At 45.2% G+C, this 23,459-nt stretch carries 24 protein-coding genes; 12 read left to right on the forward strand and 12 right to left on the reverse strand.

Annotation, left to right across the window (positions count from 1 at the left end):
* Positions 1 to 51: 51 nt before the first annotated feature.
* On the reverse strand, positions 52 to 795 hold the full coding sequence (locus KIO97_RS10215) for a metallophosphoesterase (protein ID WP_285382329.1): 744 nt from the start codon (positions 793 to 795) through the stop codon (positions 52 to 54).
* A gap of 91 nt (positions 796 to 886) precedes the next feature.
* Positions 887 to 1,765, reverse strand: coding sequence for an AEC family transporter (locus tag KIO97_RS10220; RefSeq protein WP_285382331.1), 879 nt, complete (start codon positions 1,763 to 1,765; stop codon positions 887 to 889).
* Between the two features lie 526 nt (positions 1,766 to 2,291).
* On the opposite strand from KIO97_RS10220, the gene ihfA reads away from it, so the two are divergent.
* Positions 2,292 to 2,588 (forward strand): integration host factor subunit alpha, encoded by a 297-nt coding sequence (gene ihfA, locus KIO97_RS10225; RefSeq protein ID WP_005427969.1) that lies wholly within the window; start codon positions 2,292 to 2,294, stop codon positions 2,586 to 2,588.
* 136 nt (positions 2,589 to 2,724) lie between these two features.
* Here the strand turns inward: ihfA and KIO97_RS10230 are convergent, their stop codons facing one another.
* The gene (locus KIO97_RS10230) at positions 2,725 to 3,498 is read right to left on the reverse strand and encodes a RelA/SpoT domain-containing protein (protein WP_005533411.1); all 774 of its coding nucleotides are present in this window, start codon (positions 3,496 to 3,498) and stop codon (positions 2,725 to 2,727) included.
* A gap of 337 nt (positions 3,499 to 3,835) precedes the next feature.
* On the opposite strand from KIO97_RS10230, the gene KIO97_RS10235 reads away from it, so the two are divergent.
* Positions 3,836 to 4,486, forward strand: a complete 651-nt coding sequence (locus tag KIO97_RS10235; protein ID WP_285382334.1) for a thiopurine S-methyltransferase — start codon at positions 3,836 to 3,838, stop codon at positions 4,484 to 4,486.
* Between the two features lie 76 nt (positions 4,487 to 4,562).
* Here the strand turns inward: KIO97_RS10235 and purT are convergent, their stop codons facing one another.
* Entirely contained in the window at positions 4,563 to 5,738 is a 1,176-nt protein-coding gene (gene purT / locus KIO97_RS10240; RefSeq protein WP_285382336.1) for a formate-dependent phosphoribosylglycinamide formyltransferase, read from the reverse strand.
* Between the two features lie 208 nt (positions 5,739 to 5,946).
* On the opposite strand from purT, the gene KIO97_RS10245 reads away from it, so the two are divergent.
* Positions 5,947 to 6,645, forward strand: coding sequence for a cytidine deaminase (locus tag KIO97_RS10245; protein WP_285382338.1), 699 nt, complete (start codon positions 5,947 to 5,949; stop codon positions 6,643 to 6,645).
* A gap of 63 nt (positions 6,646 to 6,708) precedes the next feature.
* Here KIO97_RS10245 and cdd read toward each other — a convergent pair whose 3' ends face one another.
* From cdd to KIO97_RS10280, 7 genes are all read right to left on the reverse strand, one after another.
* Positions 6,709 to 7,596 (reverse strand): cytidine deaminase, encoded by an 888-nt coding sequence (cdd, locus tag KIO97_RS10250; protein WP_285382341.1) that lies wholly within the window; start codon positions 7,594 to 7,596, stop codon positions 6,709 to 6,711.
* Between the two features lie 264 nt (positions 7,597 to 7,860).
* On the reverse strand, positions 7,861 to 8,538 hold the full coding sequence (locus KIO97_RS10255) for an LrgB family protein (RefSeq protein ID WP_005428010.1): 678 nt from the start codon (positions 8,536 to 8,538) through the stop codon (positions 7,861 to 7,863).
* 1 nt (position 8,539) lies between these two features.
* The gene (locus tag KIO97_RS10260) at positions 8,540 to 8,914 is read right to left on the reverse strand and encodes a CidA/LrgA family protein (protein WP_029388781.1); all 375 of its coding nucleotides are present in this window, start codon (positions 8,912 to 8,914) and stop codon (positions 8,540 to 8,542) included.
* A gap of 58 nt (positions 8,915 to 8,972) precedes the next feature.
* Positions 8,973 to 10,394, reverse strand: coding sequence for an exodeoxyribonuclease I (sbcB, locus tag KIO97_RS10265; protein ID WP_285382343.1), 1,422 nt, complete (start codon positions 10,392 to 10,394; stop codon positions 8,973 to 8,975).
* Between the two features lie 161 nt (positions 10,395 to 10,555).
* Positions 10,556 to 11,236 carry a DUF1826 domain-containing protein gene (locus tag KIO97_RS10270; RefSeq protein WP_285382345.1) on the reverse strand — a complete coding sequence of 227 codons (681 nt, stop codon included), beginning with the start codon at positions 11,234 to 11,236 and terminating at the stop codon, positions 10,556 to 10,558.
* Between the two features lie 227 nt (positions 11,237 to 11,463).
* A complete protein-coding gene (locus tag KIO97_RS10275; RefSeq protein ID WP_045378534.1) occupies positions 11,464 to 12,837 on the reverse strand; it encodes an L-cystine transporter in 1,374 nt (457 codons plus the stop codon).
* 193 nt (positions 12,838 to 13,030) lie between these two features.
* Positions 13,031 to 13,726, reverse strand: coding sequence for an NAD(P)H-binding protein (locus tag KIO97_RS10280; RefSeq protein ID WP_285382348.1), 696 nt, complete (start codon positions 13,724 to 13,726; stop codon positions 13,031 to 13,033).
* A gap of 665 nt (positions 13,727 to 14,391) precedes the next feature.
* On the opposite strand from KIO97_RS10280, the gene KIO97_RS10285 reads away from it, so the two are divergent.
* From KIO97_RS10285 to btuD, 9 genes are all read left to right on the forward strand, one after another.
* The gene (locus tag KIO97_RS10285; protein WP_047479213.1) at positions 14,392 to 15,003 is read left to right on the forward strand and encodes a flavin reductase family protein; all 612 of its coding nucleotides are present in this window, start codon (positions 14,392 to 14,394) and stop codon (positions 15,001 to 15,003) included.
* A gap of 19 nt (positions 15,004 to 15,022) precedes the next feature.
* A complete protein-coding gene (gene cobT, locus KIO97_RS10290) occupies positions 15,023 to 16,066 on the forward strand; it encodes a nicotinate-nucleotide--dimethylbenzimidazole phosphoribosyltransferase (RefSeq protein WP_285382353.1) in 1,044 nt (347 codons plus the stop codon).
* The gene (locus KIO97_RS10295) at positions 16,066 to 16,872 is read left to right on the forward strand and encodes an adenosylcobinamide-GDP ribazoletransferase (RefSeq protein ID WP_285382354.1); all 807 of its coding nucleotides are present in this window, start codon (positions 16,066 to 16,068) and stop codon (positions 16,870 to 16,872) included. Before cobT ends, KIO97_RS10295 begins: the two co-directional genes overlap by 1 nt.
* Entirely contained in the window at positions 16,869 to 17,417 is a 549-nt protein-coding gene (gene cobU, locus KIO97_RS10300) for a bifunctional adenosylcobinamide kinase/adenosylcobinamide-phosphate guanylyltransferase (protein WP_285382356.1), read from the forward strand. The genes KIO97_RS10295 and cobU overlap by 4 nt, the downstream gene beginning before the upstream one ends.
* On the forward strand, positions 17,414 to 18,028 hold the full coding sequence (gene cobC / locus KIO97_RS10305; RefSeq protein ID WP_285382357.1) for an alpha-ribazole phosphatase: 615 nt from the start codon (positions 17,414 to 17,416) through the stop codon (positions 18,026 to 18,028). Before cobU ends, cobC begins: the two co-directional genes overlap by 4 nt.
* Positions 18,029 to 18,110: 82 nt before the next feature.
* Positions 18,111 to 19,910 carry a M3 family oligoendopeptidase gene (locus KIO97_RS10310; protein ID WP_285382359.1) on the forward strand — a complete coding sequence of 600 codons (1,800 nt, stop codon included), beginning with the start codon at positions 18,111 to 18,113 and terminating at the stop codon, positions 19,908 to 19,910.
* Positions 19,911 to 20,148: 238 nt separating this feature from the next.
* Positions 20,149 to 21,177: a succinylglutamate desuccinylase gene (locus KIO97_RS10315; protein ID WP_105065211.1), complete on the forward strand. Its 1,029-nt coding sequence runs from the start codon at positions 20,149 to 20,151 to the stop codon at positions 21,175 to 21,177.
* Between the two features lie 102 nt (positions 21,178 to 21,279).
* Positions 21,280 to 22,275 carry a vitamin B12 ABC transporter permease BtuC gene (gene btuC / locus KIO97_RS10320; RefSeq protein ID WP_009697375.1) on the forward strand — a complete coding sequence of 332 codons (996 nt, stop codon included), beginning with the start codon at positions 21,280 to 21,282 and terminating at the stop codon, positions 22,273 to 22,275.
* Positions 22,262 to 23,029, forward strand: a complete 768-nt coding sequence (gene btuD / locus KIO97_RS10325; RefSeq protein WP_285382362.1) for a vitamin B12 ABC transporter ATP-binding protein BtuD — start codon at positions 22,262 to 22,264, stop codon at positions 23,027 to 23,029. The genes btuC and btuD overlap by 14 nt, the downstream gene beginning before the upstream one ends.
* A gap of 53 nt (positions 23,030 to 23,082) precedes the next feature.
* On the opposite strand, the gene KIO97_RS10330 is transcribed toward btuD, so the two are convergent.
* Complete coding sequence (locus KIO97_RS10330; RefSeq protein WP_285382364.1) at positions 23,083 to 23,406, reverse strand: hypothetical protein; 324 nt, start codon at positions 23,404 to 23,406, stop codon at positions 23,083 to 23,085.
* Between the last annotated feature and the right edge of the window lie 53 nt (positions 23,407 to 23,459).

Raw genomic sequence — 23,459 nt, forward strand, 5'->3', positions numbered from 1 at the left:
TGTTTGTTGAGTATCGGAACAGTCTATACCCTCGACCTATCGCACAATTGGTTATTTTGATTCGTTACGCGGTAACCAAATGGGCGTCGCGGTGATACCATCACCCTCGAAGCAGAGCTTATTCACGCCAATTTGCTCACTTCGATTATATTCTTTAATGCTGTGATCAAAGCCGTAGGCTGTCGCTGGTGCCATGTGTTGGGTGACGCCTCGCTGTGTGGCCGTTAATGCATCATGGCCATGTCCGCAGATAACGTCTCGAACCTGATGTTCGGCCAACAATCTAAGTAAGCTCGCGTCGTTCTCTAAGCAAATGGCTTTCATCCATTCTGAACCGACGGGAATAATAGGATGATGGACAACAATAATTGGATTGGTTGTGTCGCGAAGTTGCTTGGTTAAACGCGCGATTCCGCGCTTATCGATCCTGCCTGAGCCCAAAGGATGGCACCTATCAAGCGGTTTGGTGCTGGAATCCAAGAACAAGACTTCACGATTATGGATTCTCGCTTTATTTGTGACTTTAATACTACTGCCGAGCAGTTCTTGCTTCATCAATTTAGCATCATCGTGGTTGCCAGCAATCGCGAAGATATTTTTCCCCTCGACATGAGCCTCTACCAAATTAACGAAGGCGTGATAGTCACCGGGTTTAGGATTGCAACAAAGATCACCAGTAAACAAAAGGGTATCGCAGGAAGCGTCGCTTTGGGCAAGAAGTAATGCTTTACGCAAGTTCTCAAAACTGGATTTATCACTCAAGTGACAATCACTGATCTGGATAATGGACTTCATATCGTTTAGGTTCGCGGGGGAATTAATATTTTTCTGCCAGTCTAACATTCAACTTGATGGCTGCAATCGTAAAGTGAATGATAAGGCATCGCTAAGAGAGCGAAAGAGTAAACATAAGCAATAACGGTAACGTGATTATGCTGAAAAAGTTCCCAAACAGAACCATTGAAGCGACGGTCATTGGCTCAATGTTCAGCCTCTCGGCAAACAAATAGTTCATTACGGCTGGTGGCAGCATGGTGAACAACACCATCATTTGCAGTTGCATCGTAGGCAGTGGAATCAACCAATAAATAATTGCAAACGCTACTGCTCCTGTCACAAGTGATTGTAACGTACACATCATACCAACCTTCAGGCCACTGAGCCTTAGATTGAGCATTTGTGCGCCCAATGAGAGTAGCATAACCGGTACAGCAGCTTGACCAAGTAACGCGGTAGCTTCGTAAAGCGGGTTCCAAACGCTAACCCCGGACAGGTTAATCACTAATGCGAGCGTAGCGGATAAAAAAATTGGCATCTTGATGATTTGCTTGAGCGGATTGCCGCTACTAAGCAGCATGACGCCTAAGCTGATGTGCAAACAGGCGGAGACAACGAACAAGAGTACCGCAGAAGTGAGAGCTAATTCCCCAAAGGTATAAGTGAACAACGGGATGGCAAGGTTTCCGCTATTTCTAAACATATGTGGTGGTGCCCATGTTTTGAAGGATAGCCCGCTTAGCTTTGCGATAGGTATCATCACAACACCCGGTATGACAACGCCAATAATAGCAGCAAGTAAGAGAGGAACTTGGCCCATATTAATCGGCATGCTGACTAGCGATGAAAATACAAGTGCTGGTATAAACACATCCATATTGATGCGATTGATCGGGCGGAAATCTGGCTTTATGTAGCGCCCAACTAAATACCCAACAAAAACTAACGCAAAAACAGGGAATAGAATACTGACGACTTGGTGAAGCATGTTGGTACTCTGACGATGGGGTAGAATGCGCAAACAGTATCAATCTTTCCATTCATCGTCATGGTAATGGACACAGAACTTTGTCTTTGTTCAAGGTTTGATTTTCTGCCGGAACAGCAGAAACAGAATAAAAACTCTAATGAATACAACTGGTCAGATCTATTTGTAGAGTGGCTCAACCCACTGAAAAATTAGGAGGTTTTGTGTCAGTTGTTTGTAAAATGACCAGTATCTGACATTTTTATTAAATAGTGAATAATCTTGTTTTTGTGTCGATTTTTAGGTTATTTAACTGGATAATTTCCATAATTTAGAAGTAATTAAAGTAAAATATGGTATTGGTGGTGGGTAAAGTACTTCGATGATGAAACATTCGGTATATTAGCAAAGAAAAAAGTTGGCGAAAATCATAAGCTTGTCATACACTTCCAAATGTAACCCCGATATGTTGTTGAAATGGTAGGGTAAAACTGCTCTGGCGCTACACTAAGGTAGCATTGTTTAACATAGCTTTGAGGAAAGTTTTATGGCGCTCACAAAAGCCGAACTTGCAGAAAACCTGTTTGATAAATTGGGATTTAGTAAACGGGACGCCAAGGAAACGGTGGAAGTGTTCTTTGAAGAAATTCGCAAGGCACTAGAAAGTGGCGAACAGGTAAAACTGTCAGGTTTTGGTAACTTTGACCTTCGTGACAAAAACGAACGACCTGGTCGTAACCCGAAAACGGGTGAAGATATCCCTATTACTGCTCGACGTGTCGTTACGTTCCGCCCGGGTCAGAAGTTGAAAGCTCGCGTAGAGAACCTAAAGGCAGACCAGTAAGCCATGTAAAATGGAATGAGACCACGCTTTGTCGTGGTCTTTTTGTTTGTGTGTTCCGGTACTTGCTAAAGAACAAATAAAAAGCCACCGCAATTGCGGTGGCTTTTTAGTATTAGTGAGGGTAGAAACGGCTCGCTTACGCAGCTTCTAAGTGTGTTGTTAGGTATGGTTGCCAAGCTTCTTGATACAAGTTTTTCGATTGAGTACGCATGTTACGAATCGATGCCGTCTCGATGTCGTTGAGGCTTCGGCCTTCCACTAACGCTTGTCGTTCGATCTTTTGGATCTGTTCATACAAGTCATGCTCTGGACCACTTTTCACGTCAGCAATGGCTTTAAGGTGCAGTTGAACTTCAGCAATCAAATTCGTTTTAGGAAGACGTACCAGTAAGTTCAAGTCACGGTAACCAGATGCGGTTGGTTTCTTAAATCGGTTTTTCACTTTAACGATAGTTGTTTCACGTTCTAGTGCTTCATATACGGATACAAGGCTTGCTACGTCATCCGCTACGATAGTTGCTCGTGCTAAGTCTGTAATTCGCTCTACTTGACCATCCAATTCGTGAGCAATTTTTTCTTCGGCACGATGTTGAGATTTAACGCCTGCGAAGTAAGGTTGGGCGTCAGTAAGAAGGGCAGTACTTTTACAGATGGTTTCTAACTCGAATTGTGCTTGGTGAGCTTTGCTGTAAAGTACGTCGAAATCTGAATAAGGCTGAGTTGGTTTGGAGTCGATTGACTGAATGCCATACAAACCACTAAGGCTATGCTTAAACAATTTTGAGCAAACTTCGTTTTGGCTAGCAGAACGGTCTTGCTCGTTACTCGGGACATTTGGAAGTGCGGCGAACGCCGGCGCACGGCTTAGTACTAAAAGCATCAATGCTGTAGTACGTAGAAATAAGCTCATTCACTCTCCTTAACTTGCTTGCACTTAGAAAATGGGTAACGAAAAGGCCACTAAGATTCGCAAATCAGGTACTACCTAAGTTAATGGGGGCTCTACGATAGATTCCAAGGTAGGTTTTTAACCTTATAGTGGAATCGAGCTCTAGAGCACCATTTTGCTTTCCTTTACTCCGACATCCATAAAAAGGAAGGGCTCATTCTTGAACGATTTCTATCTTACCATTGCAGTATTAACCAAAGATGAACAACATAGACAAATTTAAAAAAATCATTAGTCTTAGCTCACAAAAGTAAAGCACAAAGCTCGAATCCACAACCAGCCGACAAGTAGAAGTAAAATGAGAGATCAAGAATTTTGGCACAACAAATGGGCGAGTAACCAAATTGGTTTTCACCTTGATGATGTGAACCCACTGTTACCAGCATTTTGGCAGCATACGAACCCGAAGCGTGAAGATACGGTCTTGGTACCTTTATGTGGAAAGTCAGAAGACCTAATTTGGCTTGCAACGAAACACGATGAAGTACAAGGCGTTGAGCTAAGCTTGATCGCTGTGCGTTCTTTTTTTGCAGAGCACTTCTACACACCGACTGTAACGCCAGTCAATGGTATGCACGAGTTGTATCAGTTCGATGAGTTGTCAATTTATACCGGTGACTTCTTTACGGCGCCGGTTTCTAAAGCCGATATCATTTATGACCGCGCAGCACTCGTTGCGTTACCACAAGAGATGCGAGAAGAATACGCAAGTCGCGTTAAACAACTGTTGAACCCTGGCGGACGCATTTTACTTGTGACACTCAATTACCCACAAGATGAGATGTCAGGCCCTCCGTTTAGTGTGCCAGCCGAAGAGATTGAACAGTTGTTTGAGGGCTACAAGGTGACTTGTTTGAATGTCGATCAAGCCGACGAGAATCATCCGAAAATCGCTAAGAAAGGGCTCAGCCGCTTCTCTGAGGAAGTGTATTTAATCGAGACCAAGTAACGGTTTCGTGCCTACACAAAGAAAAAGCGCAGCCAATTGAGCTGCGCTTTTGTTTCTCTTGAGTGAAGCTGCGGAACTAGTAAATGATTTGCACTTTAGAAGCGCTGTTCACCGCATCTTCAATCGAATCTTCAATCGTCTTACGGCGCGTTAAAACAACGCCCAAGCGACGGCGACCATCAATTTCAGGCTTACCAAACAAGCGAACTTGTGTTTGTGGCTGAGCCATTGCTTTGGAAAGATTATCAAATCGGATATCAGTTGATGTACCTTGCCCTAAAATTACCGCTGATGCTGATGGTCCATACTGAACAATATTGTTGATCGGCATACCTGTAAATGCACGTACATGAAGCGCAAACTCAGACATTTCTTGAGATATCATGGTTACCATACCGGTATCGTGTGGACGAGGGGATACTTCGTTGAAAATGACCTTATCGCCTTTAACAAACAGTTCCACACCAAAGATGCCGTAGCCACCTAGTGCATTCACAACTTTCTCTGCCGTGTATTCAGCTGCTTTGATGGCGTTTTCTGACATGGCTTGTGGCTGCCATGATTCACGGTAATCTCCGTCTTCTTGGCGGTGCCCAATCGGGGCGCAGAAATGTACGCCATCAACGGCGCGTACCGTTAGCACTGTGATTTCGTAATCGAAGTCAATAAATCCTTCAACAATCACGCGTCCAGCTCCTGTGCGGCCGCCTTCTTGCGCGTATTCCCAAGCTGTCTGAACATCTTCTTCTGTTTTAATCACGCTTTGGCCTTTGCCAGAGGAGCTCATGACTGGTTTAACGACACATGGAATACCAACATGCTCAACAGCGGCTTTAAAGTCTTCAAAACTATCAGCAAACTGATAAGGGGAAGTGTTTAGAGCTAATTCTTCAGCAGCAAGGCGGCGAATGCCTTCACGGTTCATCGTCAATTTAGCCGCTTTTGCTGTGGGAACAACGTTCAAGCCTTTTTCTTCTAATTCGACTAATTTATCTGTCGCGATAGCTTCAATTTCAGGAACCACGTAAGCAGGTTGTTCTTTATTAATGATCTCTTCCAGTGCCTGACCATCAAGCATGTCGATGACGTAGCTACGATGGGCCACTTGCATCGCAGGCGCATTGGCATAACGGTCGCACGCGATCACTTCTAAACCAAGACGTTGGCATTCAATTGCCACTTCTTTACCAAGCTCACCAGAGCCTAAAAGTAATACACGGGTAGCATGAGTGCTTGTAGCAGTACCGAACATAGTGTTCCCTTACAAAATAAAGTGATGAAACCGAATTTGCAGGGGATCATACTGAATTTTAAAAATGATGCAAACGTTTGCTTTATCGCTGAGCATCTTAGGTTGTAATAATTACTATGCAATTAATCACAATTAGTGATTCTTTGTGTTGAGAGTATATTTCATATTGATAGATTTCATCGCTTCTATAAAAAGGAGCAGTAAAATAATGAAATATATAAGAATTATCGGTTGTGCTATTGCAGTAATGCTTTTGTCTGGGTGTGTCTCTCAAAAAGCGATGGACATTCCGTCAGACTTTTGGCAAACCGGCGGAGAAAAAAATATCGCTGTTGCGTTTGTTCAGCCACCAGAAATGTATGCGCATCGTGCAGGCGGTGAAGGCCTATTGGACATGGCTATCAACGAAATGGTGACTGATAGCGTTGAATCTCATATTCAATCACTTACGCATGATAAGTTTGAAGTAGGTAAGTCCAAGGTTGCGCAGTTGATTGAGAGCCGCGGAAGCCACAGTGTGATTCTCCCGGAGTATTATCAAGCGACCGACGAACATAAACTGCCGAAAGATAAACGCAAAAAAGGTTACTTCGATTACGATGTTTCTGTCGTCAAGGAACAGTATCAAGCTACACACCTACTTGTTATCCAAACCATGGCGGCGGGCACACTGCGTGACTATTACGGATTTATCCCTCTTTCGTCGCCTCGTGGCTATGTGAATGCAGAAGTTACGCTTGTTGATCTGAGTAACAATAAGATCGTAATGGAGCATCAAATCTTGGAAGAAGTTTTGTTGCCAGAAGACGTTGATTGGGATGATCCAGAGAACCAATACCCGGAAATTACGAAGGTTGTAAATTTGGCGTTGGAAAAAGCGGCAAATCGACTAACGGAACTATTGTAATAAAACATTGTTGGAACAAAAAAGAGCCCATGGGGCTCTTTTTTATTAAGCAAAGCTTATAAATTAAACGTTAACAAAGCTCACTGGAATATCAGGATTTAGTGCTTCTAGCGTCGATTGAGTATCAGCTAGGTGGCTGATCTTACCTTGTGAGTTTTCAACTAACGCAGCAGCTTTGATGTCTTCAAACTTCTCACCAGCCATCAGGATTTGAATTAATGCAACCTGCAGTGGTGGAAGGCTAGGGTTGAATGCGGCGTTTTCTGCGTACGCGCCTTGGAATACAAGGCCACTGTTCATCTCAAGTGCAATACCACTCAAGTTGTTTGTGTATGGCGCGTGGCTAATGTTCATAGCATTGACGGCTTTTTGGATTAAAGCATCGCCCTCATCACAAACAAACTCGTGTTCCACCTCAGCCATAAGACCTGACTCAATACCGAGATCTGTCGGACCAAACGCTTCCGGAAGGTAGTGATGAAGTGACTTTTCTTCACGTTCTGGTAACTGGATCTTTAATTCTTTTGCTGTGCTTAGCTCGTTCATGAACTGACGGCAGTGGCCGCAAGGGCTGTAGTTGATAGTGATGTCTTTCACACCACGTTCGCCTTTCATCCAAGCATGGCTGATGGCGCACTGCTCAGCATGAACAGTTTGACCCAGCTGAACACCGAAAAACTCCATATTCGCGCCAAAGTAAAGACGACCGGAAAGGCCACGAACAATCGCACCGACATAGAATTCAGAGATTGGAGCGTAAGAAAACGCTGCGGCAAAAGGAAGTAGAGCAACACGAAGCTCTTTGTCTGAAAGGTTGGTCGCGTTCAGCAGTTCACCAAACTGTTGTTCAGAAATAGTAGCATCAAAATCGTCAGCTAAAACGATAGGAGCAAGATGTGTTGAAAGTGCTTCAGGAGCGCTTGCTAGCGCCTGTTCAATGCGACTTTTCATGTTGAATCCTTGTTATTGCATGGACAGTTATTCTATGTGAAAGATGGAAATGTTCTGTGCTTTAGATCACGTTAATGTGTGTAATGGTAATTTACGTTACATAATTAGAGTGAGCTCACACATGTATTCGATTTCACGACGATTTAACGTTATCTCTGTCCCACTAATAACTATATCAATAGATATTCATATTGCGAATTTTCTGGAAGAGGTTTTGGCTTGCTCAATTTAGATTAAGACTAAGGGGAGCAAGCCAGTCACTTTTTATTGGTATAACCAAACGGCTAGAGCAAAGAAGCTTGGCGCAAGAATAGAAGTGATGATGCCACAAAGCACCAAAGCAAGAGATGAGAAAGCGGCATCGCCCGGTTGTTTCTCAGCACAGGTTGCTGTGCCGAGTGCATGCGAAACCGTGCCCATTGTCAGGCCACGAGCGATAGGGTGCTTAATCCCAATAAGGTTAAAGATTGGGTAAGCTAAAATCGCCCCGAATAAACCAACAATAAGCACTAGAATAGCGGCAACTGCGGCTTCACCACCTAAGTGGCTAGAGATTTCCATCGCAATAGGCGTTGTTACTGATTTGCCCACTAAGCTCGCAATGAGGCTGATGTCGGCTTTGAACGCAACAGCAATAAGTGTTGCCGTTAGCATCGACATCACGCTGCCCAAAGAGCAAGCCAGTGCGATAATGCGCCAATTGGCTTTTATTTGTGGCAATTGCTCATAGAGCGGATACGCTAGCGCAACAACAGCGGGTTGAAGCAAGAAGCTAATGTACTCGTTGTCGGCGTAGTAGGTTTCAAACGGCACTTTTAAAAAGATTAACAAAGGGATCAGTACCGCGATGCTAATCAAAAGCGGGTTAGCGATTGGATTGTTGACCTTGATCGCGATTTGACGTGCGGCAAGGAAAACCACAATAGTGACAAGTAACCACATATCAATGTTTCTCCTTGAGTAAGTAATCCAAGAACCAAGCCAAGCTGATCAATACAATCAGCGACCCACCGACTGCACTTGCAATAATAGGCAGCGCGTTTGCCAACAGCATATCAAAGTGCTGCATCAAACCAACGCTGATTGGGACGAACAGTAAGATCATGTAGCGAATGAAAAGTGTTGCGCCAGGCTTAACCCATTCGACTTTTACCAAGCCAAGAGTCATTGAGAAAAACAGCACAAGCATACCGATGACACTTCCAGGAACAGAAACGCCAGTGAGGCTTTGAATAGTGTTGCCGATGCCAAGTGCTCCCATTATGAGTGCGAGGGAAATGAGCAAATGGACCAGTTGTAGTAATCGATCTTTTATCATTTTGACAGCATATAAAGCAACAAGCACACCCGGAGGTGCGCTTGAACAAGGTAAGAAATTAGGAGGCTAAGCTCTCTACATAACGATAGACAGATTTTAGTATTGCTATCTTCTTTTCGTCACTTTCATGTTCGTGAACTAAGTTTTCTAAATTCAGCATGTACTCTTCAATCTGGCTTTCGAACACTTCGCGACAATGTTGTGCCCAGCGTCTTTGTTCTTGTTCATCCAAGGTGCCTGCATAGTGACGAGCACGGTAACGGAATAACAACGGCTTGATACGTTTGTCATCAAACTCAATATCCAACGCAGCCAGATTATTCGGATCCGTTTCACGAATGATGTCCATCGCCGCGCGGTCTGCAGGAGAGAAGAAGCCGTCATAAAGCTGTGTATCCACGTCGTCGCTCTTTTCGAATTCACGTTCAATAGAGAATAGACTAATTAGCTTTTCGCGGATTTCTGGGTGTTGGCGTAACAACGCTAAATTGCTTAAACATTTCTGACGATCGATACCAATAACTTCCGCATTTTCCGCAGTCAGGGTCTTAGCAGGCGCGAGGATAGGGCACTTGTTCAGGTGCACGAGCTTAACGGGTACAGGCAGTAGGTCACCCAATTCGTCCCGCTTGGTGTACAAACGTTCTTTCAACTCTTCTGCTGAAAGTTCTAAGATCGGCTGAGGATCCTTCGCCAAGTCAATCGTAATAACAGCGTTATTGTTGGTTGGGTGCCAAGCCACAGGCACAATCCAGCTGGTGTATTGGCATTCGCGTCCCAACATGCCCGACACGTGCATCAACGGCGTCATGTTAACAATATCGACTAACTCGTTCAGTTTGCGTTTGTTACGCATCGAGAAAAAGTAATCAAACAGTTTTGGTTGAGCGGCCTTCACTTTCTTCGCCATCTCAATCGTTGCAACCACGTCTGCCATCGCATCGTGGGCATTGCTGTGTTCAATACCATTTGCTACGGATAAATGCTCAAGTTTGAAACTTGTAAAGCCTTCATCATTTTCTGGCCATTCTACGCCTTCTGGGCGAAGAGCATGACACGCACGCATTACATCGAGTAAATCCCAGCGTGAGTTACCGTTTTGCCAGCTCCACGCATAAGGATCGATAAAGTTGCGATAACAGGTGTAACGTGTGACTTCGTCATCGAAGCGAATACTGTTGTAGCCAAGACTAGTGGTATTTGGCTTAGAAAGCTCTGCGTGGATCTTAGCGATAAATTCAGGTTCAGGTAGGCCTTCTTGCATCGCTTTTTGTGGCGTAATACCAGTGATTAAAGCGGCTTCTGGTGAAGGAAGGTAATCAGCGGGCGGACGACAGTACATGACCAAAGGTTCACCAATGATATTGAAGTTTTCATCAGTGCGAACGCCAGCGAATTGGCTTGGGCGATCTTTGGCTGGACTTGTTCCCCAAGTCTCGTAATCAAAAAAGAAAAAAGTGGGCTGATTATCTTGGTGCATTCTGCTTACCGTCTACGGAACCTATAGAGGTATTAGACCATTCAACGCTTTGACTCGCAACGAAAGATGCAAGGTGACGTTGTGAAAATGAAAAAGCCGAACGGTAATCTTCGGCTTGATGTTTTGTGCTTGATTAATGTTTGGGCAATTGCTGATTTTTATTAGCCAAAATCGAGAGTAAGTAGTAAACGAGTTTCACTCGATTGGATGTTAGGCGAGCGATGTACCAAGCCTTTATTTTCATTGCCAATCCAACGTTCACCTTTTAGTAGGGCGACGTCCCCGACAGAAAGGTGTTGGATGTCATTCTCTGCGTTATAAAGCCCCGATTCCGCATCCGGTAGCCCATTGCTACCACTTCCAAGCTTTGAGCGGTCTATGGCATTGTTGGCTAACCATTGTGTGGCGGTTCCATGGTACGTCGTTACCAATCGGCAAGGCACTTGGTCAACGTGAAAGCGAGGACACATCGCGCTATTGAGTGTGGCTAGGCGCAGTCCTGCGTCTTCTAACTCAAATAAATAGCAAAACATGTCGACCAACTCCGCGATATTTCTAAGTAGTAACTCTGGGGCATTTCCGTCAGTTGCGTATTGCAACGTTTCATAAGCACTTTCAGGAGAAACATTCAGCGATTTATTGAAGTTAGGGTGTGAGGTGATGAACTGATTCGTGGCATCGACAAGCTGTTGATCGAATTGTCGTTGCCAGATCGCGATGTTGATATCTTCCTGATAAATGTCCGCTAACACCGTAGGTTCTCTTTTTGAGCTGAAACACGGCGTTTGTTGTCCATTGGCTAAGATTTCAATTGAGTTAGGTTCGGTTAAAGTTGAAGTCATGTCATAACCTCCAGTGTTATTCGAATACAATTTGGAATTATTGAAATGTTATATCATAACAATTGATTTGAGCACACTGATTCGTCGTGCAAGTCACGACAAGATTGCTAAGTGTTTGAAAGGGGAGAGTGCGAGTTGAACGATGGCCCATTTAACTGAGCTCAAAAAAACAAAAAAGCCGATGGTAAAACATCGGCTTTGTAAGACTGTTGATTATTGGGAAGTAATTACGCTTTTTGTTCTTCCAATGCAACTTCATCGTTGGTTGATTTTAGCACGCGGCTGGTAATGGTGCCGGCTGTCATAGCGCCAGAGACATTCAATGCGGTACGCGCCATATCGATCAATGGTTCTATAGAGATAAGCAGTGCTGCAATTGTCACAGGCAAGCCCATCGCAGGTAGTACAATCAGGGCTGCAAAGGTTGCGCCGCCGCCCACACCAGCAATACCAAATGAGCTAATCGTGATGATAGCAATCAGTGACAGAATAAAGTTGATGTCCAGAGGATCGATACCCATTGTTGGCGCTACCATTACCGCAAGCATTGCTGGGTAGATACCTGCACAGCCGTTCTGACCGATAGTGGCACCGAAAGACGCTGACAAGTTCGCAATCGCTGGTGGTACGTTTAACTTTGTGATTTGTGCTTCTACGTTAAGCGGGATGGTTGCCGCTGAGCTGCGTGATGTGAAGGCAAACGTCAGTACTGGCCAAATCTTTTTAAAGTACTCAGCAGGGCTCACACCAACGAAAGACACAAGTAGACCGTGTACAAGGAACATCAGAGCAATCGCTACATAGGAAGCAACAATGAAACCCAGCAGGTTAAGAATGTCGCCTGCGCTCGAGGTCGCAACAACTTTCGCCATTAGGGCTGCAATGCCGTAAGGCGTCAATGCCATGATCATCTTAACCAGACGCATAACGATAGATTGAGCCGCTTCGACAAAAGTGCGGATTGGTGATTCTAGCTCTTCTTTTTCCGCCATCACTTTACGTGCAGCGATACCAACCAAAACACCAAAAATAACCACAGCAATAATTGAAGTCGAACGAGCGCCAGTCAGATCAGCAAACGGATTGGTTGGGATAAAGCTGACCAACATTTGAGGAATCGTTAGATCACTCACTGATCCTGCACGACTCTCTAATACAGCAATACGAGCCGTTTCACGCGCACCTTCAGTAAGCCCCTCAGCAGAAAGGCCAAATGTCGTTGTTACTAGGATACCAATGATGGCAGCGATAGCTGTCGTGACCAATAACACTGAAATTGTGATGCCAGAAATTTTGCCCAGTGAACCGCCTTTCTCAAGTTTTACTACAGCAGAAATCATGGAGACCAGTACCAATGGCATGATGACCATCTTCAACAGGCCAACGTAACCACTGCCGACGATGCCAACCCACTCAAGCGTTTGAGCAATCACATTACTGCCTTCACCATGAATCAGTTGTAGAGCAAGACCGAAAAGTGAACCAGTAACTAAACCAATCAACACAAGACGAGACAAGGTGTTCTGTTTTTGTTGCTGATTAAAAAGAAAGAATAATATGGCGATAAACACCGCCAGAGAGGCAACCACTGCGAAATTCATAATTTGACCTTATCAATCAGCCCAAAATGCTGACTGTTTTTATACATTTGGCTATAGACTGTGGGCGTAAGATAACGCTCGGGATATAACTTTAAAAATGAAAAACAGGTATTAGATAGATCGAAAATGAATATAAAAATGAGACTAATATCTCGTGAAACAGCAAACTAGCACAAGATTTATGCGATTTGGCTCAGTCGTAGTGCTTAATGAGGTCGAGCATTTCCCTTCTATGCAAATAGACGACTGAGTCTTCTTGGTAGCTGAAAACTTGATAAATCATCGCTTTGGCGACATCTTGAGCCTGAATGGGTACAAAATTAGCCAGTCTTCCCAGCATAAGCGGACGAATAACTTTGGAAAGAGTTTGAACAATCTTCTCATCCGTACGAGGATTTTCTCGTTGCCCGACCAAAGGGCCCGGCCTTGCGAATACCACTTCTTCAAAGCCCATCTTTTCAATGTTTTTTTCCATATGGCCTTTGCAAGCAAGGTAATGGGACGATGAAGACACTTTCGCACCTAAACTCGATACGACTGCAAGGCGCTTCACGCCAATCAGCTTCATTTGTTGGGCAACTTTACATACCAACTCGACATCTATCTTCCTTAAACCGTCTTTGCTTCCTGCTTGCTTTAACGTAGTACCGAGACAAATAAAACCCACGCGAGGGGTAGGCTGTTGTTCGTCCCAATCATGAATAGACAGTTCTGCATCCAGCAGTGGGATAATTTTATTGCTTGGATCAGCAATGTCAGTGAGGGCTCGTCGGGAAAGACAATACAGAGTTTCGATACTAGGCTGTGAGATCAGTTTATGGATGACTTCTTTTCCTACCAACCCGGTCGCGCCTGCGATAATGACACATGCATTTGAATCGTTACTCATCGTATTCTTCCTCTTAGAGAACAGTTGCTTAGGCTATTGTAGCTTATTTACTGAGCCAAGCATTAGGCATGCTATCAATGTTTGATAAATGATGTATTTGCTCCAGAGTTTTCCGACATAAATAAAAAGACCCGCGGGACAAACGGGTCTTTTGGACTAGGAGAATGATAAGGGTATGGATCGCCGGGGTAGGCGTTTTTGTATCGGCTTGCCTCTCTTCGTGGGGCGACGACTTTGATTGGCAAACATGCTTTCTCGCTTTAGTTGTTGGGGACGATTTAGTAGAAGCATCAGACATGCCAACTTTATCGAAAGGGGCACATTATTCGGATTTATTTATCTCGTAGTCGTTGTTAGCGCGATATGGGGCGATTTTAAAACCTTAATTTATTCAATTTCTTAATGGTTTTTTCTTTGCAAGGTCTGTGTCGATCGACTTCGTGGTGTTCGATTAAAATTTCTTCATAATATCGAGTGTTAGATTTATTTTTTAATTAAATGAATGAATTGAACTGGCATTTTAGTCAATATAAATATCAAAATGACAAAAGACACGTTCAAAAAGAGAAAATCAGATGAAATCGTACGGGAGAGGGGTACACTTGTTCTCTCAATTTGTCGGGAGCCTCGTTTCTCTCGCGGTTTTCTAAGACCAAGGACGTCGTATGAACATAGATCTCAGTACGCTTGCGCCAACGCAGGTGTACCATTTGATGACTCAAACCGTCATTCCTCGCCCAATCGCTTGGGTGCTCACAGACTCAGGTGAGCAAAACTTCAATTTAGCGCCATTTTCCTACTTTACTGCGGTCTCCAGTCGTCCACCTTTATTGATGATTTCAGTGGGAAAAAAGCCCAATGGGGAAATCAAGGACACCACGCGAAATGCATTAGAAACTGGTAAGTTGGTTATCCATATTGCACCCAGTGATCTCGCGGATAAAGTCACTCTATCTTCTGCCACATTAGAACATGGGGAATCTGAACTGGAGACGACTCAACTTGAGACGGTTGATTTCCAAGGTTTCGAATTACCACGCTTAGAGGGCGCGCCAATTGCATTTGGCTGTAAGCTACATGAAGTCATTGAAATGGGTGAGACGCCACAAAGTTTAATCTTTGCAGAGATTGAACACATTTATGTCGATGAGCGTGTCGTATCTATGGAAGGTGATCGTTTAAAAGTCGACGCTCTAGCGGTTGACCCATTAGCAAGGCTTGGTGGAAATGAGTACGCCACGCTAGAAAAGACGTTCTCTGTTGCTCGACCAAAATAAAGAATAAGGAATCATCATCATGGATCGCTCTTTTGCCTCAGAAATTCAAGCTCGCATTGATAACAAAACCAAGCCTTTAGGCGCTCTTGGTTTGCTCGAAAAAGTGGCGCTAGAACTTGCGTTAATTCAAAGCCAAGATAAGCCTCAAGCGGTTGAAACAATAGCAATTCGCAAACCAACCATGTTGGTATTCGCTGGGGATCACGGCATCGCTGAAGAAGGGGTGAGTATTGCGCCCAGCGCTGTGACTCAACAAATGGTGGCGAATTTTCTCGCCGGTGGTGCCGCCATTAATTGTTTCTGCGATCTCAACCAAATTGACTTTAAGGTCATTGATTGTGGCATGTTGTCACCCATCGATACCTTAGTTCCTGACTTTAAACATCATCCCAACTTAATTGAGAAACGTCTGGGAAATGGCACGGCAAACTTTGCTAAACAAACGGCGATGTCGTTAGAACAAGTCGCACTAGGTTTGGAATATGGTGCAAAGGTCGCGCAGCAGGCGATTCTTAATGGCTCGAACTTGTTGATGTTTGGTGAGATGGGGATTGGCAATACCAGTTCTGCATCGGCATTGTTAACTGCTCTGAGCCCATTGGAAGTCGACCATTGCGTTGGCTATGGTACGGGTATTACTCAAGAGCAGCTAAACCGTAAGATCAAGTTAGTCGCACAAGGTGTGAATCGCTGCCATGACCTTGACACCAAAGGCGCGTTGGCTCAAGTCGGTGGGTTTGAAATCGTGCAAATGGTTGGCGCATTCTTAGAAGCGAAACGCCACAAAACGCCTATTTTAGTCGACGGATTTATCGTCTCTGTTGCCGCTTACGTCGCGACTTTATTGGATGAAGAGACGCGAGGTTACATGTTTTTTGCTCATAACTCAGAAGAGAATGGGCACAAGTTTGTGCTGGAATGTTTGCAAGCGGAACCTCTTTTGGATCTTGGCTTGCGTTTAGGTGAAGGAACCGGAGCGGCGCTTGCTTTGCCACTGGTAAAAGCGGCGGCTCAGTTTTACAACAACATGGCAAGTTTTGAGAGTGCGGGAGTGACGGTTTAGTGTCTGCTTCTGATAATACACTCCATTCAGAGACTCGTTCTTTGCGCTATCAGAGTGAGCTTTTCTTGCTCGCAGTCAGCTTTTTTAGTCGTATACCAGTGCCCGCAGATTTACCTTACAGTGAAACGCGCATGAACCAAGCGGGGCGATACTTTGCTTTGGTCGGTGTGTTGCTAGGGCTACTGTGTGCAGCTGTGTTTTCACTAGCAAGTTTATTGTTCCCAAACTCAGTTGCCATCGTGTTGACCATGGCATTTAGCCTGCTGCTTACCGGCGCGTTCCATGAGGACGGTTTAACGGATATGGCGGATGGCATTGGCGGTGGCATGACGTTAGAGCGCCGCTTAACCATCATGAAAGACAGCCGCATCGGGACTTACGGCGCGGCAACGCTAATGATGGCGCTGTTAGCGAAGTTTGTATTTTGGAGCGAGTTAGCCAATGAGCCTCAGTTTTGGCTGATGATCGTCGTGGCGTACACCGTGAGCCGAGCACTTGCTGCCACTCTCATATACGACATGCCTTACGTTAGTGACGCAGATACCTCGAAAAGTAAGCCGTTAGCGAACAAACAATCGAGCTTAGAAGTCGCGATACTGCTCTTAACTGGTGGGGTTGTAGCGTTGTTACTGGGTGTGACTCAGGCTGCTGTGATTGTATTGGTATTGGCACTGTTTCGTGTGGGCTTTAAACGCTGGCTGACCAAATGTATCGGCGGATTTACTGGCGATTGCCTTGGTGCCGCGCAGCAGCTTGCAGAGTTGCTTGTTTATCTCACTCTTATCGCATTTAGTCATTCATTATGAAGCAACTTATTCTAGGTGGTGCGCGCTCAGGAAAATCGAGCTTAGCAGAGAGCAGGGCGCAACAATGGGCACAAAATAAAAACGGAACGCTTCACTATGTGGCGACGGCATTGCCTTTTGATGATGAAATGAGGCAACGCATTGCTCACCATAAACAGCAGCGAGGGGCTGGGTGGATTGAACATGAATGTCCGCTTAACTTGCCTGAGCTCATTTGTGGATTTTCGTCTCAAGATGTCGTGTTAGTTGACTGCCTCACGCTTTGGCTCAACAACTGGATCTTTGAACTCGATGATGACTGCAACAATGAGCGATTAGAGGAGCAAATTGAGTTGTTGGTGAATGCGGCAGCACAATCAGAAGCGACGCTGATTTTTGTATCTAACGAAGTCGGGATGGGTATTGTGCCGCTCGGCGCCGTCAGTCGTTACTTTGTTGATAACGCTGGACGGATGAATCAAAAACTGGCGACCGTATGTGAGCAAGTCACGTTTGTCGCCGCGGGCTTGCCACTTGAGCTCAAACCACAGGAAGGGAAGCGATGAAAACGCTGAATATCTATCTACTGCGACACGGGAAAGTGGATGCAGCCCCAGGTTTACACGGACAAGCCGATTTAAAAGTGGATGAAGCTGAGCAACGCAAAATTGCTCAAGCCTGGCAACAAACGGGTCGAGAAGTAGAAGGGGTCATCAGCTCTCCCTTGTCACGTTGTCACGATCTTGCTGAGATACTTGCTGAGCTGCAACTTCTGCCTTTAAGTGTGGAACCACAACTTCAAGAGTTGGATTTTGGTGATTTCGATGGTGTCCCATTTGACATGCTTTCTGAGCACTGGAATAAGCTCGATGCATTTTGGAAAGCACCGGCACAACACACCTTACCGAATGCTGAGAGCTTGGATGATTTCTCTCATCGTGTAACTTGTGCTTGGTCTCAAATCATTAATGATATCAATGACAACTTGCTAATTGTCACGCATGGTGGCGTAATTAGAATGATTCTTGCCCATGTTTTGGGTGTAGATTGGCGTAATCCACGATGGTATTCGACATTAGCGATAGGAAATGCGTCAGTAACACATATAACGATTACCATCGATGATCAGATTTACGCCTCAGTTCGTTCGATAGGCGTACCACTATTTGAAAATTAGTCACGGAAGTAGCCAACGCTTGGATCTCTACCGAGTTTAAGAGAGAAAAGAGCTGGCTCGATTACATCAAAAGGAACCATAAATGACCGCTCCTAGCTGGGATTTATCCATCGTTTATAACGATCTCGCTGACCCACGAATTCAAGATGACATTGCCCTTGTAGAGCAATGCATTGACCTACTCAATAAACAGTCTACCGATTGTAACTCTGTTGAAGTGATGCAAAACGCAATCTTAACCAGTGAGGCGGCAAGCCGTTTGGCTGGTACGATTGCTAACTTCGCAAACTGTTACGCGTCAGTGGATGCGACAAATGCAGAGGCGAAAGCACTACTCGGTCGTATGACGCGCATTTTCTCCGAGCTTTCTCAAGCTTACAGTGCCTTTGAGCTTAAACTGACTCATGCTGATGAGGAGTTCATTAGCCACGTTTTAGATCATGAAAACTCAGATATCAGTGGTCAGGCGTTTTCAATCCTGAACTCTCGCAAACTGGCTGACACACGCTTAAGCACCGAAGAAGAAAAGCTATTAGCGGCAATGAGCGTGGATGGAAAATCTGCGTGGGGTAAGTTATACAACAACCTCACGGGCTCTTTGAAAGTGAAGCTTGACTACGCTGATGGTGAAAGTGAAGAGCTTGGCTTCTCGCAAGCAGCAAGCATTCTTTATGGCTCTGAATTTGATCGCCAAGAAGCCGCGTGGCGTGGCGTTCAAAAGGCGATGGCAACACATCAAGAGTCTTTTGTTTCTATCCTTAACGCGCTTTCAGGTTGGCGTTTAACAGAGAACAAAAAGCGTTCTACCAAACGTGATGTCCATTTCCTTGATCCAAGCTTGCATGGCAGCCGAATCAAAGCGGAAACGTTGGATGCAATGATGAAAGTTGCTAAAGACAGCCGTGAAATTGGTCAAAAAGCCGGTTTGTTGATGGCGAAGGTCCACGGTCTGGATGAGATGAAACCGTGGAATCATCTTGCTGCGATGCCTGCTTTGAGTGGTGAAGCGAAAGTTTACCCTTTCGATGAAGCAATTGACGTCATTTGTGAAGCGTTCGAAACCGTGAATCCAGATATGTCCGAGTTTGTCCGCATGATGGTACAAAACGGCTGGATTGATGCCGCGCCTAATGCCAACAAACGCCTTGGCGCATACTGCACTAAGTTACCGGCGACGCGCACGCCGCTCGTGTTTATGACGTGGAGTGGTAGCCGCTCAGACCTGATGACGCTTGCTCACGAGCTTGGTCATGCCTTCCACAACTGGGTGATTCGTGACTTGCCGCTTTGCCAAACGTACTACCCGATGACGTTGGCAGAAACCGCTTCAATTTTCGCTGAAAACATCGTTCGCGATCATCTGATTTCAAAAGCAGAAAGTGTGGATGACAAGCTCGAAATGCTGTGGGAAGAGCTCTCCTCGGCGTTAGCGCTGATGATCAATATTCCAGTTCGTTACGAATTCGAAAAAGCCTTCTACGAGCGGCGCCAAGAGGGCGAACTGACAGCGGATGACTTCTGTGAACTGATGTCAGAAACGTGGAAAGATTGGTATGGCGATGTGATGAGCGAAGCTGATCCTTATTTCTGGGCGAGCAAACTGCACTTCTCAATTGCTGGGCTGAGCTTCTACAACTACCCATATCTGTTTGGCTTCTTGTTCAGTAAAGGTATCTACGCTCAACGTGATGCTAAAGGGGAGCGCTTCTACGATGATTACGTAGATCTATTGCGTGACACTGGCAACATGATGGCTGAAGAGGTTGTAGACAAGCATCTTTCAATGGATCTGACGCAACCCGAATTTTGGCAGCAGAGTGTGGAGCTAGTTCGTGACAAAGTAGACGAATTTGAACGTTTACTCGCACAACGTGGTGAATAAACGCTAAAAGTTGATCAAATCATAATGATCTTCTTTAGGGCTGTGGTAAAGTTCACAGCCCTAACACTTTGTAATTGTTTAAAAAATAAACGCCTCAATGCTTGATTTGAGTGCATGGCGCGAAAAGGTATGGGATTTTAAGTAAATTTAGTGGCTTCTACTCATAAGTGGGATCGCAACAACAAAAATCCTTTGTACAATTTATTAGCATACCCGCCGTGCTATTAAGGAGTAACGCATGACGAAGTCTCTCTTTCGCCAATCGTTTTTAACTGACACGTTAGATGTTCATATTGATGTCGCGCCAGCGGAGCAGGTGCTGTCTAATGGTGTAAAACTTAAACTCTATCAGCGTGGTGTGCTAGAAGTGATTCCTGACGAATACACTCAGGAAACCAAGAACGTCATCATCTCTTGTGGTGTCCACGGGGATGAAACCGCACCGATGGAGCTGGTGGATTCAATTATCAAAGACATCGAATCTGGCTTCCAGAAAGTCAAGTCTCGATGCTTGTTCATTATCGCTCACCCAGAATCGACTCTGGCGCACACGCGATTTTTAGAAGAAAACCTTAATCGACTGTTTGATGAGAAAGAGCACGAGCCAACCAAAGAGCTTGCGATTGCTGACACTCTCAAATTGTTAGTCAGAGATTTCTATCAAGATACGGCAGCGGAAACACGCTGGCACTTAGATTTGCACTGTGCGATCCGTGATTCAAAGCACTACACCTTTGCGGTGAGTCCGAAAACGCGTCATCCTGTTCGTAGCAAAGCTTTGATTGATTTTCTCGACAGTGCACATATTGAAGCCGTGCTACTGTCTAACTCACCAACCAGCACATTCAGTTGGTTCAGTGCAGAGAACTACGGCGCTCAAGCTTTGACGATGGAACTGGGTCGTGTGGCTCGCATTGGTGAAAACGACTTAGACAAACTGACTGCGTTCGATTTGTCACTGCGTAACCTAATTGCAGAGGCGAAAGCGGAGCACTTGTCTAAGCCATGTATCAAGTACCGTGTTAGTCGTACGATTGTGCGTTTGCACGAAGATTTCGACTTTATGTTTGATGACAACGTCGAGAACTTCACATCATTCGTTCACGGCGAAGTGTTTGGTCACGATGGTGACAAACCGCTGATGGCGAAGAACGATAACGAAGCCGTTGTTTTCCCAAATCGCCACGTCGCGATTGGTCAACGCGCAGCATTAATGGTGTGTGAAGTGAAAACGCGTTACGAAGATGGCGAGTTAGTCTACGATTAATGCCATATCGCTTTAATTTCGGCGAATAAAGCGTAAGAACACATTTGCAATTTACCGAGGCTTAACTGTAAGGTTAAGCCTCGTTTGTATTTATCGGCTACTATGGATTTTCAACAACTTATCCTGAACAAGGAACGACGCTGGCAACGTAATCTTTTGATTATGTCAGTGATTCTCGTGCTGCTCTCTGCTATCCACTTGATGGTCGGAGAGGTATTCCTTTCTCCTTTTCAGTCTCTCTCTGCATTTGAACAAAAACTCTTGTTGGATTTACGCCTGCCACGTTTGGTTTCTGCCGCTATTATTGGTGCTGCATTGGCGGTCTCTGGTGCGACCTTACAAGTTCTGCTTGGCAACGTATTAGCCGAACCCGGCGTTCTCGGGATCTCCGGTGGCGCGAGTTTGGCAATGGTGCTAGTCATGTTTGCCTTGCCGGTTTTGCCTTCTCCAATGATCTTTATGTTGGCTGCCATTGCCGGTTCGATGCTGTTTACCGTCATATTGGTTGGTATCGCAAGGGCAATGCACCTCACTACCGCAAGGCTGCTGCTTGTCGGCGTTGCACTGGGTATTTTGTCGAGCGCTATTGTGACGTGGGCATTCTACTTTAGCGATGACTTGAGTCTACGTCAGTTAATGTATTGGTTAATGGGCAGCATTGGTGGGGCAAGTTGGTATCAGCACACCGTCACTTTGGTCATGCTACCTGTGCTGATTTGGCTCTGCTGCAAGGGCAAACCGCTTGATAAGTTGATGCTAGGGGAAATCCATGCCACTCAACTGGGTATTGATGTTCATCAGATGCGCTGGAAACTCATTTTGGCAATTTCCATTCTTGTTGGTGGCTCCGTTGCATTGGGTGGGATCATTAGCTTTGTGGGCTTGGTCGTACCGCACCTGCTTCGATTAGCGTTTGGTACAGAAAACCGTTACCTGTTGCCTCTTTCTGCAATATCTGGCGCAGCCTTATTGGTGTTTGCTGATATCGGCGCGCGTTTGTTGCTCGATTCTGCTGAGCTGCCGCTTGGAGTGATGACCACTTCTATCGGCGCACCTATCTTCATTTGGATGCTGGTGAAAAGTCATGATGCACGTTAAGCACATCGCAGTGGGAAGTCGACTGCTACCGTTGTCCTTTGAATGTAAGCCGGGTGAGGTTGTCCATGTCGTGGGTCCAAACGGCTCCGGGAAAAGCACATTACTTGGTGCGATATCTGGCACCTTAACTCAGCGTGAAGGCGTGAGTGGGGAAGTACTTGTCGACAATGACGACCTGCTCACAATGCCACTTTCAGAACAAGCGCATATCCGTGGGTATTTGTGTCAGCAATCGAGACCTGCATTCAATGTTGATGTCTTTCAATACTTAGCACTTTCGTTGCCAACTGGTGCCAATATCAGCGATGAGAAAGTACGAGACGCAGTCAATATCGTTATTGAGCTAGTGCAGCTGCAAGACAAGCTTCATCGAAGTATTCAGACATTATCCGGTGGTGAATGGCAGCGTGTCCGTTTAGCTGGGGTCTGTTTGCAAGTGTGGCGCACAATTAACCCTTACTCTCAGTTATTGATTTTGGATGAACCCGCAGCGCCACTGGATATTGCCCAAGAAGGACTGCTATATCAGCTCATTAATGCAGTCGCTGCGCAAGGCATCGGGGTGTTGGTCGCAAACCACGACTTAAATCGAACGCTAAGGCATGCTGACAAGGTACTGCTGCTCAATAACGGCGTATTGCATTCTTCCGGTAACGCCGATGAAGTGCTATTAGAAGAAGGATTAGCTGAGGTGTTCAAAACTCAAGTTAAGAAGGTCTTGGTAGAAGAAAGGCCGTATCTGATTTTTGATTAGTATCCTAAAGTAAGACAGAGCATCCAGATGCCAAGCATTTATTTGTTGCGAGACTAAAACAGAGGCATCTGATGTAAATGGGACTTCTTGATATCTAATGGGTTATCGACCCCCTGAAAGTACTCCACCCAAACTTTATTACTTCTCGGAAACTCTCGTCGTAGGGCTTTCTTAACGTGTTTACGCGTACTGACCAAATCTCCTACCATCGTTTGATTGTGATACCCCGTCTCAACAATTTGGAACTGGCTATCTGCTAGGCAATAAATCATAAAGCCGCGATCTCTTTTGTAAGTCTTAAATTCTACCGCTTCTTTAGGCTGCAATTCTTTGAGCTGTTTTTCGACTAACGGCAACACTTGAGATATATGAATCATAGGTAATCCACGATATGGTAACTTAGATAAGGTTATCAGAGAGATAGACCTCA

Source organism: Vibrio sp. B181a (genome assembly GCF_030248375.1).
GTDB classification, from domain to species: Bacteria; Pseudomonadota; Gammaproteobacteria; order Enterobacterales; family Vibrionaceae; genus Vibrio; species Vibrio campbellii.

Coding starts and splice junctions, on each gene's coding strand:
- KIO97_RS10215 (WP_285382329.1), bottom strand. CDS start 795: ATGAAGTCCATTATCCAGATCAGTGATTGTCACTTGAGTGATAAATCC.
- KIO97_RS10220 (WP_285382331.1), bottom strand. CDS start 1,765: ATGCTTCACCAAGTCGTCAGTATTCTATTCCCTGTTTTTGCGTTAGTT.
- ihfA (WP_005427969.1), top strand. CDS start 2,292: ATGGCGCTCACAAAAGCCGAACTTGCAGAAAACCTGTTTGATAAATTG.
- KIO97_RS10230 (WP_005533411.1), bottom strand. CDS start 3,498: ATGAGCTTATTTCTACGTACTACAGCATTGATGCTTTTAGTACTAAGC.
- KIO97_RS10235 (WP_285382334.1), top strand. CDS start 3,836: ATGAGAGATCAAGAATTTTGGCACAACAAATGGGCGAGTAACCAAATT.
- purT (WP_285382336.1), bottom strand. CDS start 5,738: ATGTTCGGTACTGCTACAAGCACTCATGCTACCCGTGTATTACTTTTA.
- KIO97_RS10245 (WP_285382338.1), top strand. CDS start 5,947: ATGAAATATATAAGAATTATCGGTTGTGCTATTGCAGTAATGCTTTTG.
- cdd (WP_285382341.1), bottom strand. CDS start 7,596: ATGAAAAGTCGCATTGAACAGGCGCTAGCAAGCGCTCCTGAAGCACTT.
- KIO97_RS10255 (WP_005428010.1), bottom strand. CDS start 8,538: ATGTGGTTACTTGTCACTATTGTGGTTTTCCTTGCCGCACGTCAAATC.
- KIO97_RS10260 (WP_029388781.1), bottom strand. CDS start 8,914: ATGATAAAAGATCGATTACTACAACTGGTCCATTTGCTCATTTCCCTC.
- sbcB (WP_285382343.1), bottom strand. CDS start 10,394: ATGCACCAAGATAATCAGCCCACTTTTTTCTTTTTTGATTACGAGACT.
- KIO97_RS10270 (WP_285382345.1), bottom strand. CDS start 11,236: ATGACTTCAACTTTAACCGAACCTAACTCAATTGAAATCTTAGCCAAT.
- KIO97_RS10275 (WP_045378534.1), bottom strand. CDS start 12,837: ATGAATTTCGCAGTGGTTGCCTCTCTGGCGGTGTTTATCGCCATATTA.
- KIO97_RS10280 (WP_285382348.1), bottom strand. CDS start 13,726: ATGAGTAACGATTCAAATGCATGTGTCATTATCGCAGGCGCGACCGGG.
- KIO97_RS10285 (WP_047479213.1), top strand. CDS start 14,392: ATGAACATAGATCTCAGTACGCTTGCGCCAACGCAGGTGTACCATTTG.
- cobT (WP_285382353.1), top strand. CDS start 15,023: ATGGATCGCTCTTTTGCCTCAGAAATTCAAGCTCGCATTGATAACAAA.
- cobU (WP_285382356.1), top strand. CDS start 16,869: ATGAAGCAACTTATTCTAGGTGGTGCGCGCTCAGGAAAATCGAGCTTA.
- cobC (WP_285382357.1), top strand. CDS start 17,414: ATGAAAACGCTGAATATCTATCTACTGCGACACGGGAAAGTGGATGCA.
- KIO97_RS10310 (WP_285382359.1), top strand. CDS start 18,111: ATGACCGCTCCTAGCTGGGATTTATCCATCGTTTATAACGATCTCGCT.
- KIO97_RS10315 (WP_105065211.1), top strand. CDS start 20,149: ATGACGAAGTCTCTCTTTCGCCAATCGTTTTTAACTGACACGTTAGAT.
- btuC (WP_009697375.1), top strand. CDS start 21,280: ATGGATTTTCAACAACTTATCCTGAACAAGGAACGACGCTGGCAACGT.
- btuD (WP_285382362.1), top strand. CDS start 22,262: ATGATGCACGTTAAGCACATCGCAGTGGGAAGTCGACTGCTACCGTTG.
- KIO97_RS10330 (WP_285382364.1), bottom strand. CDS start 23,406: ATGATTCATATATCTCAAGTGTTGCCGTTAGTCGAAAAACAGCTCAAA.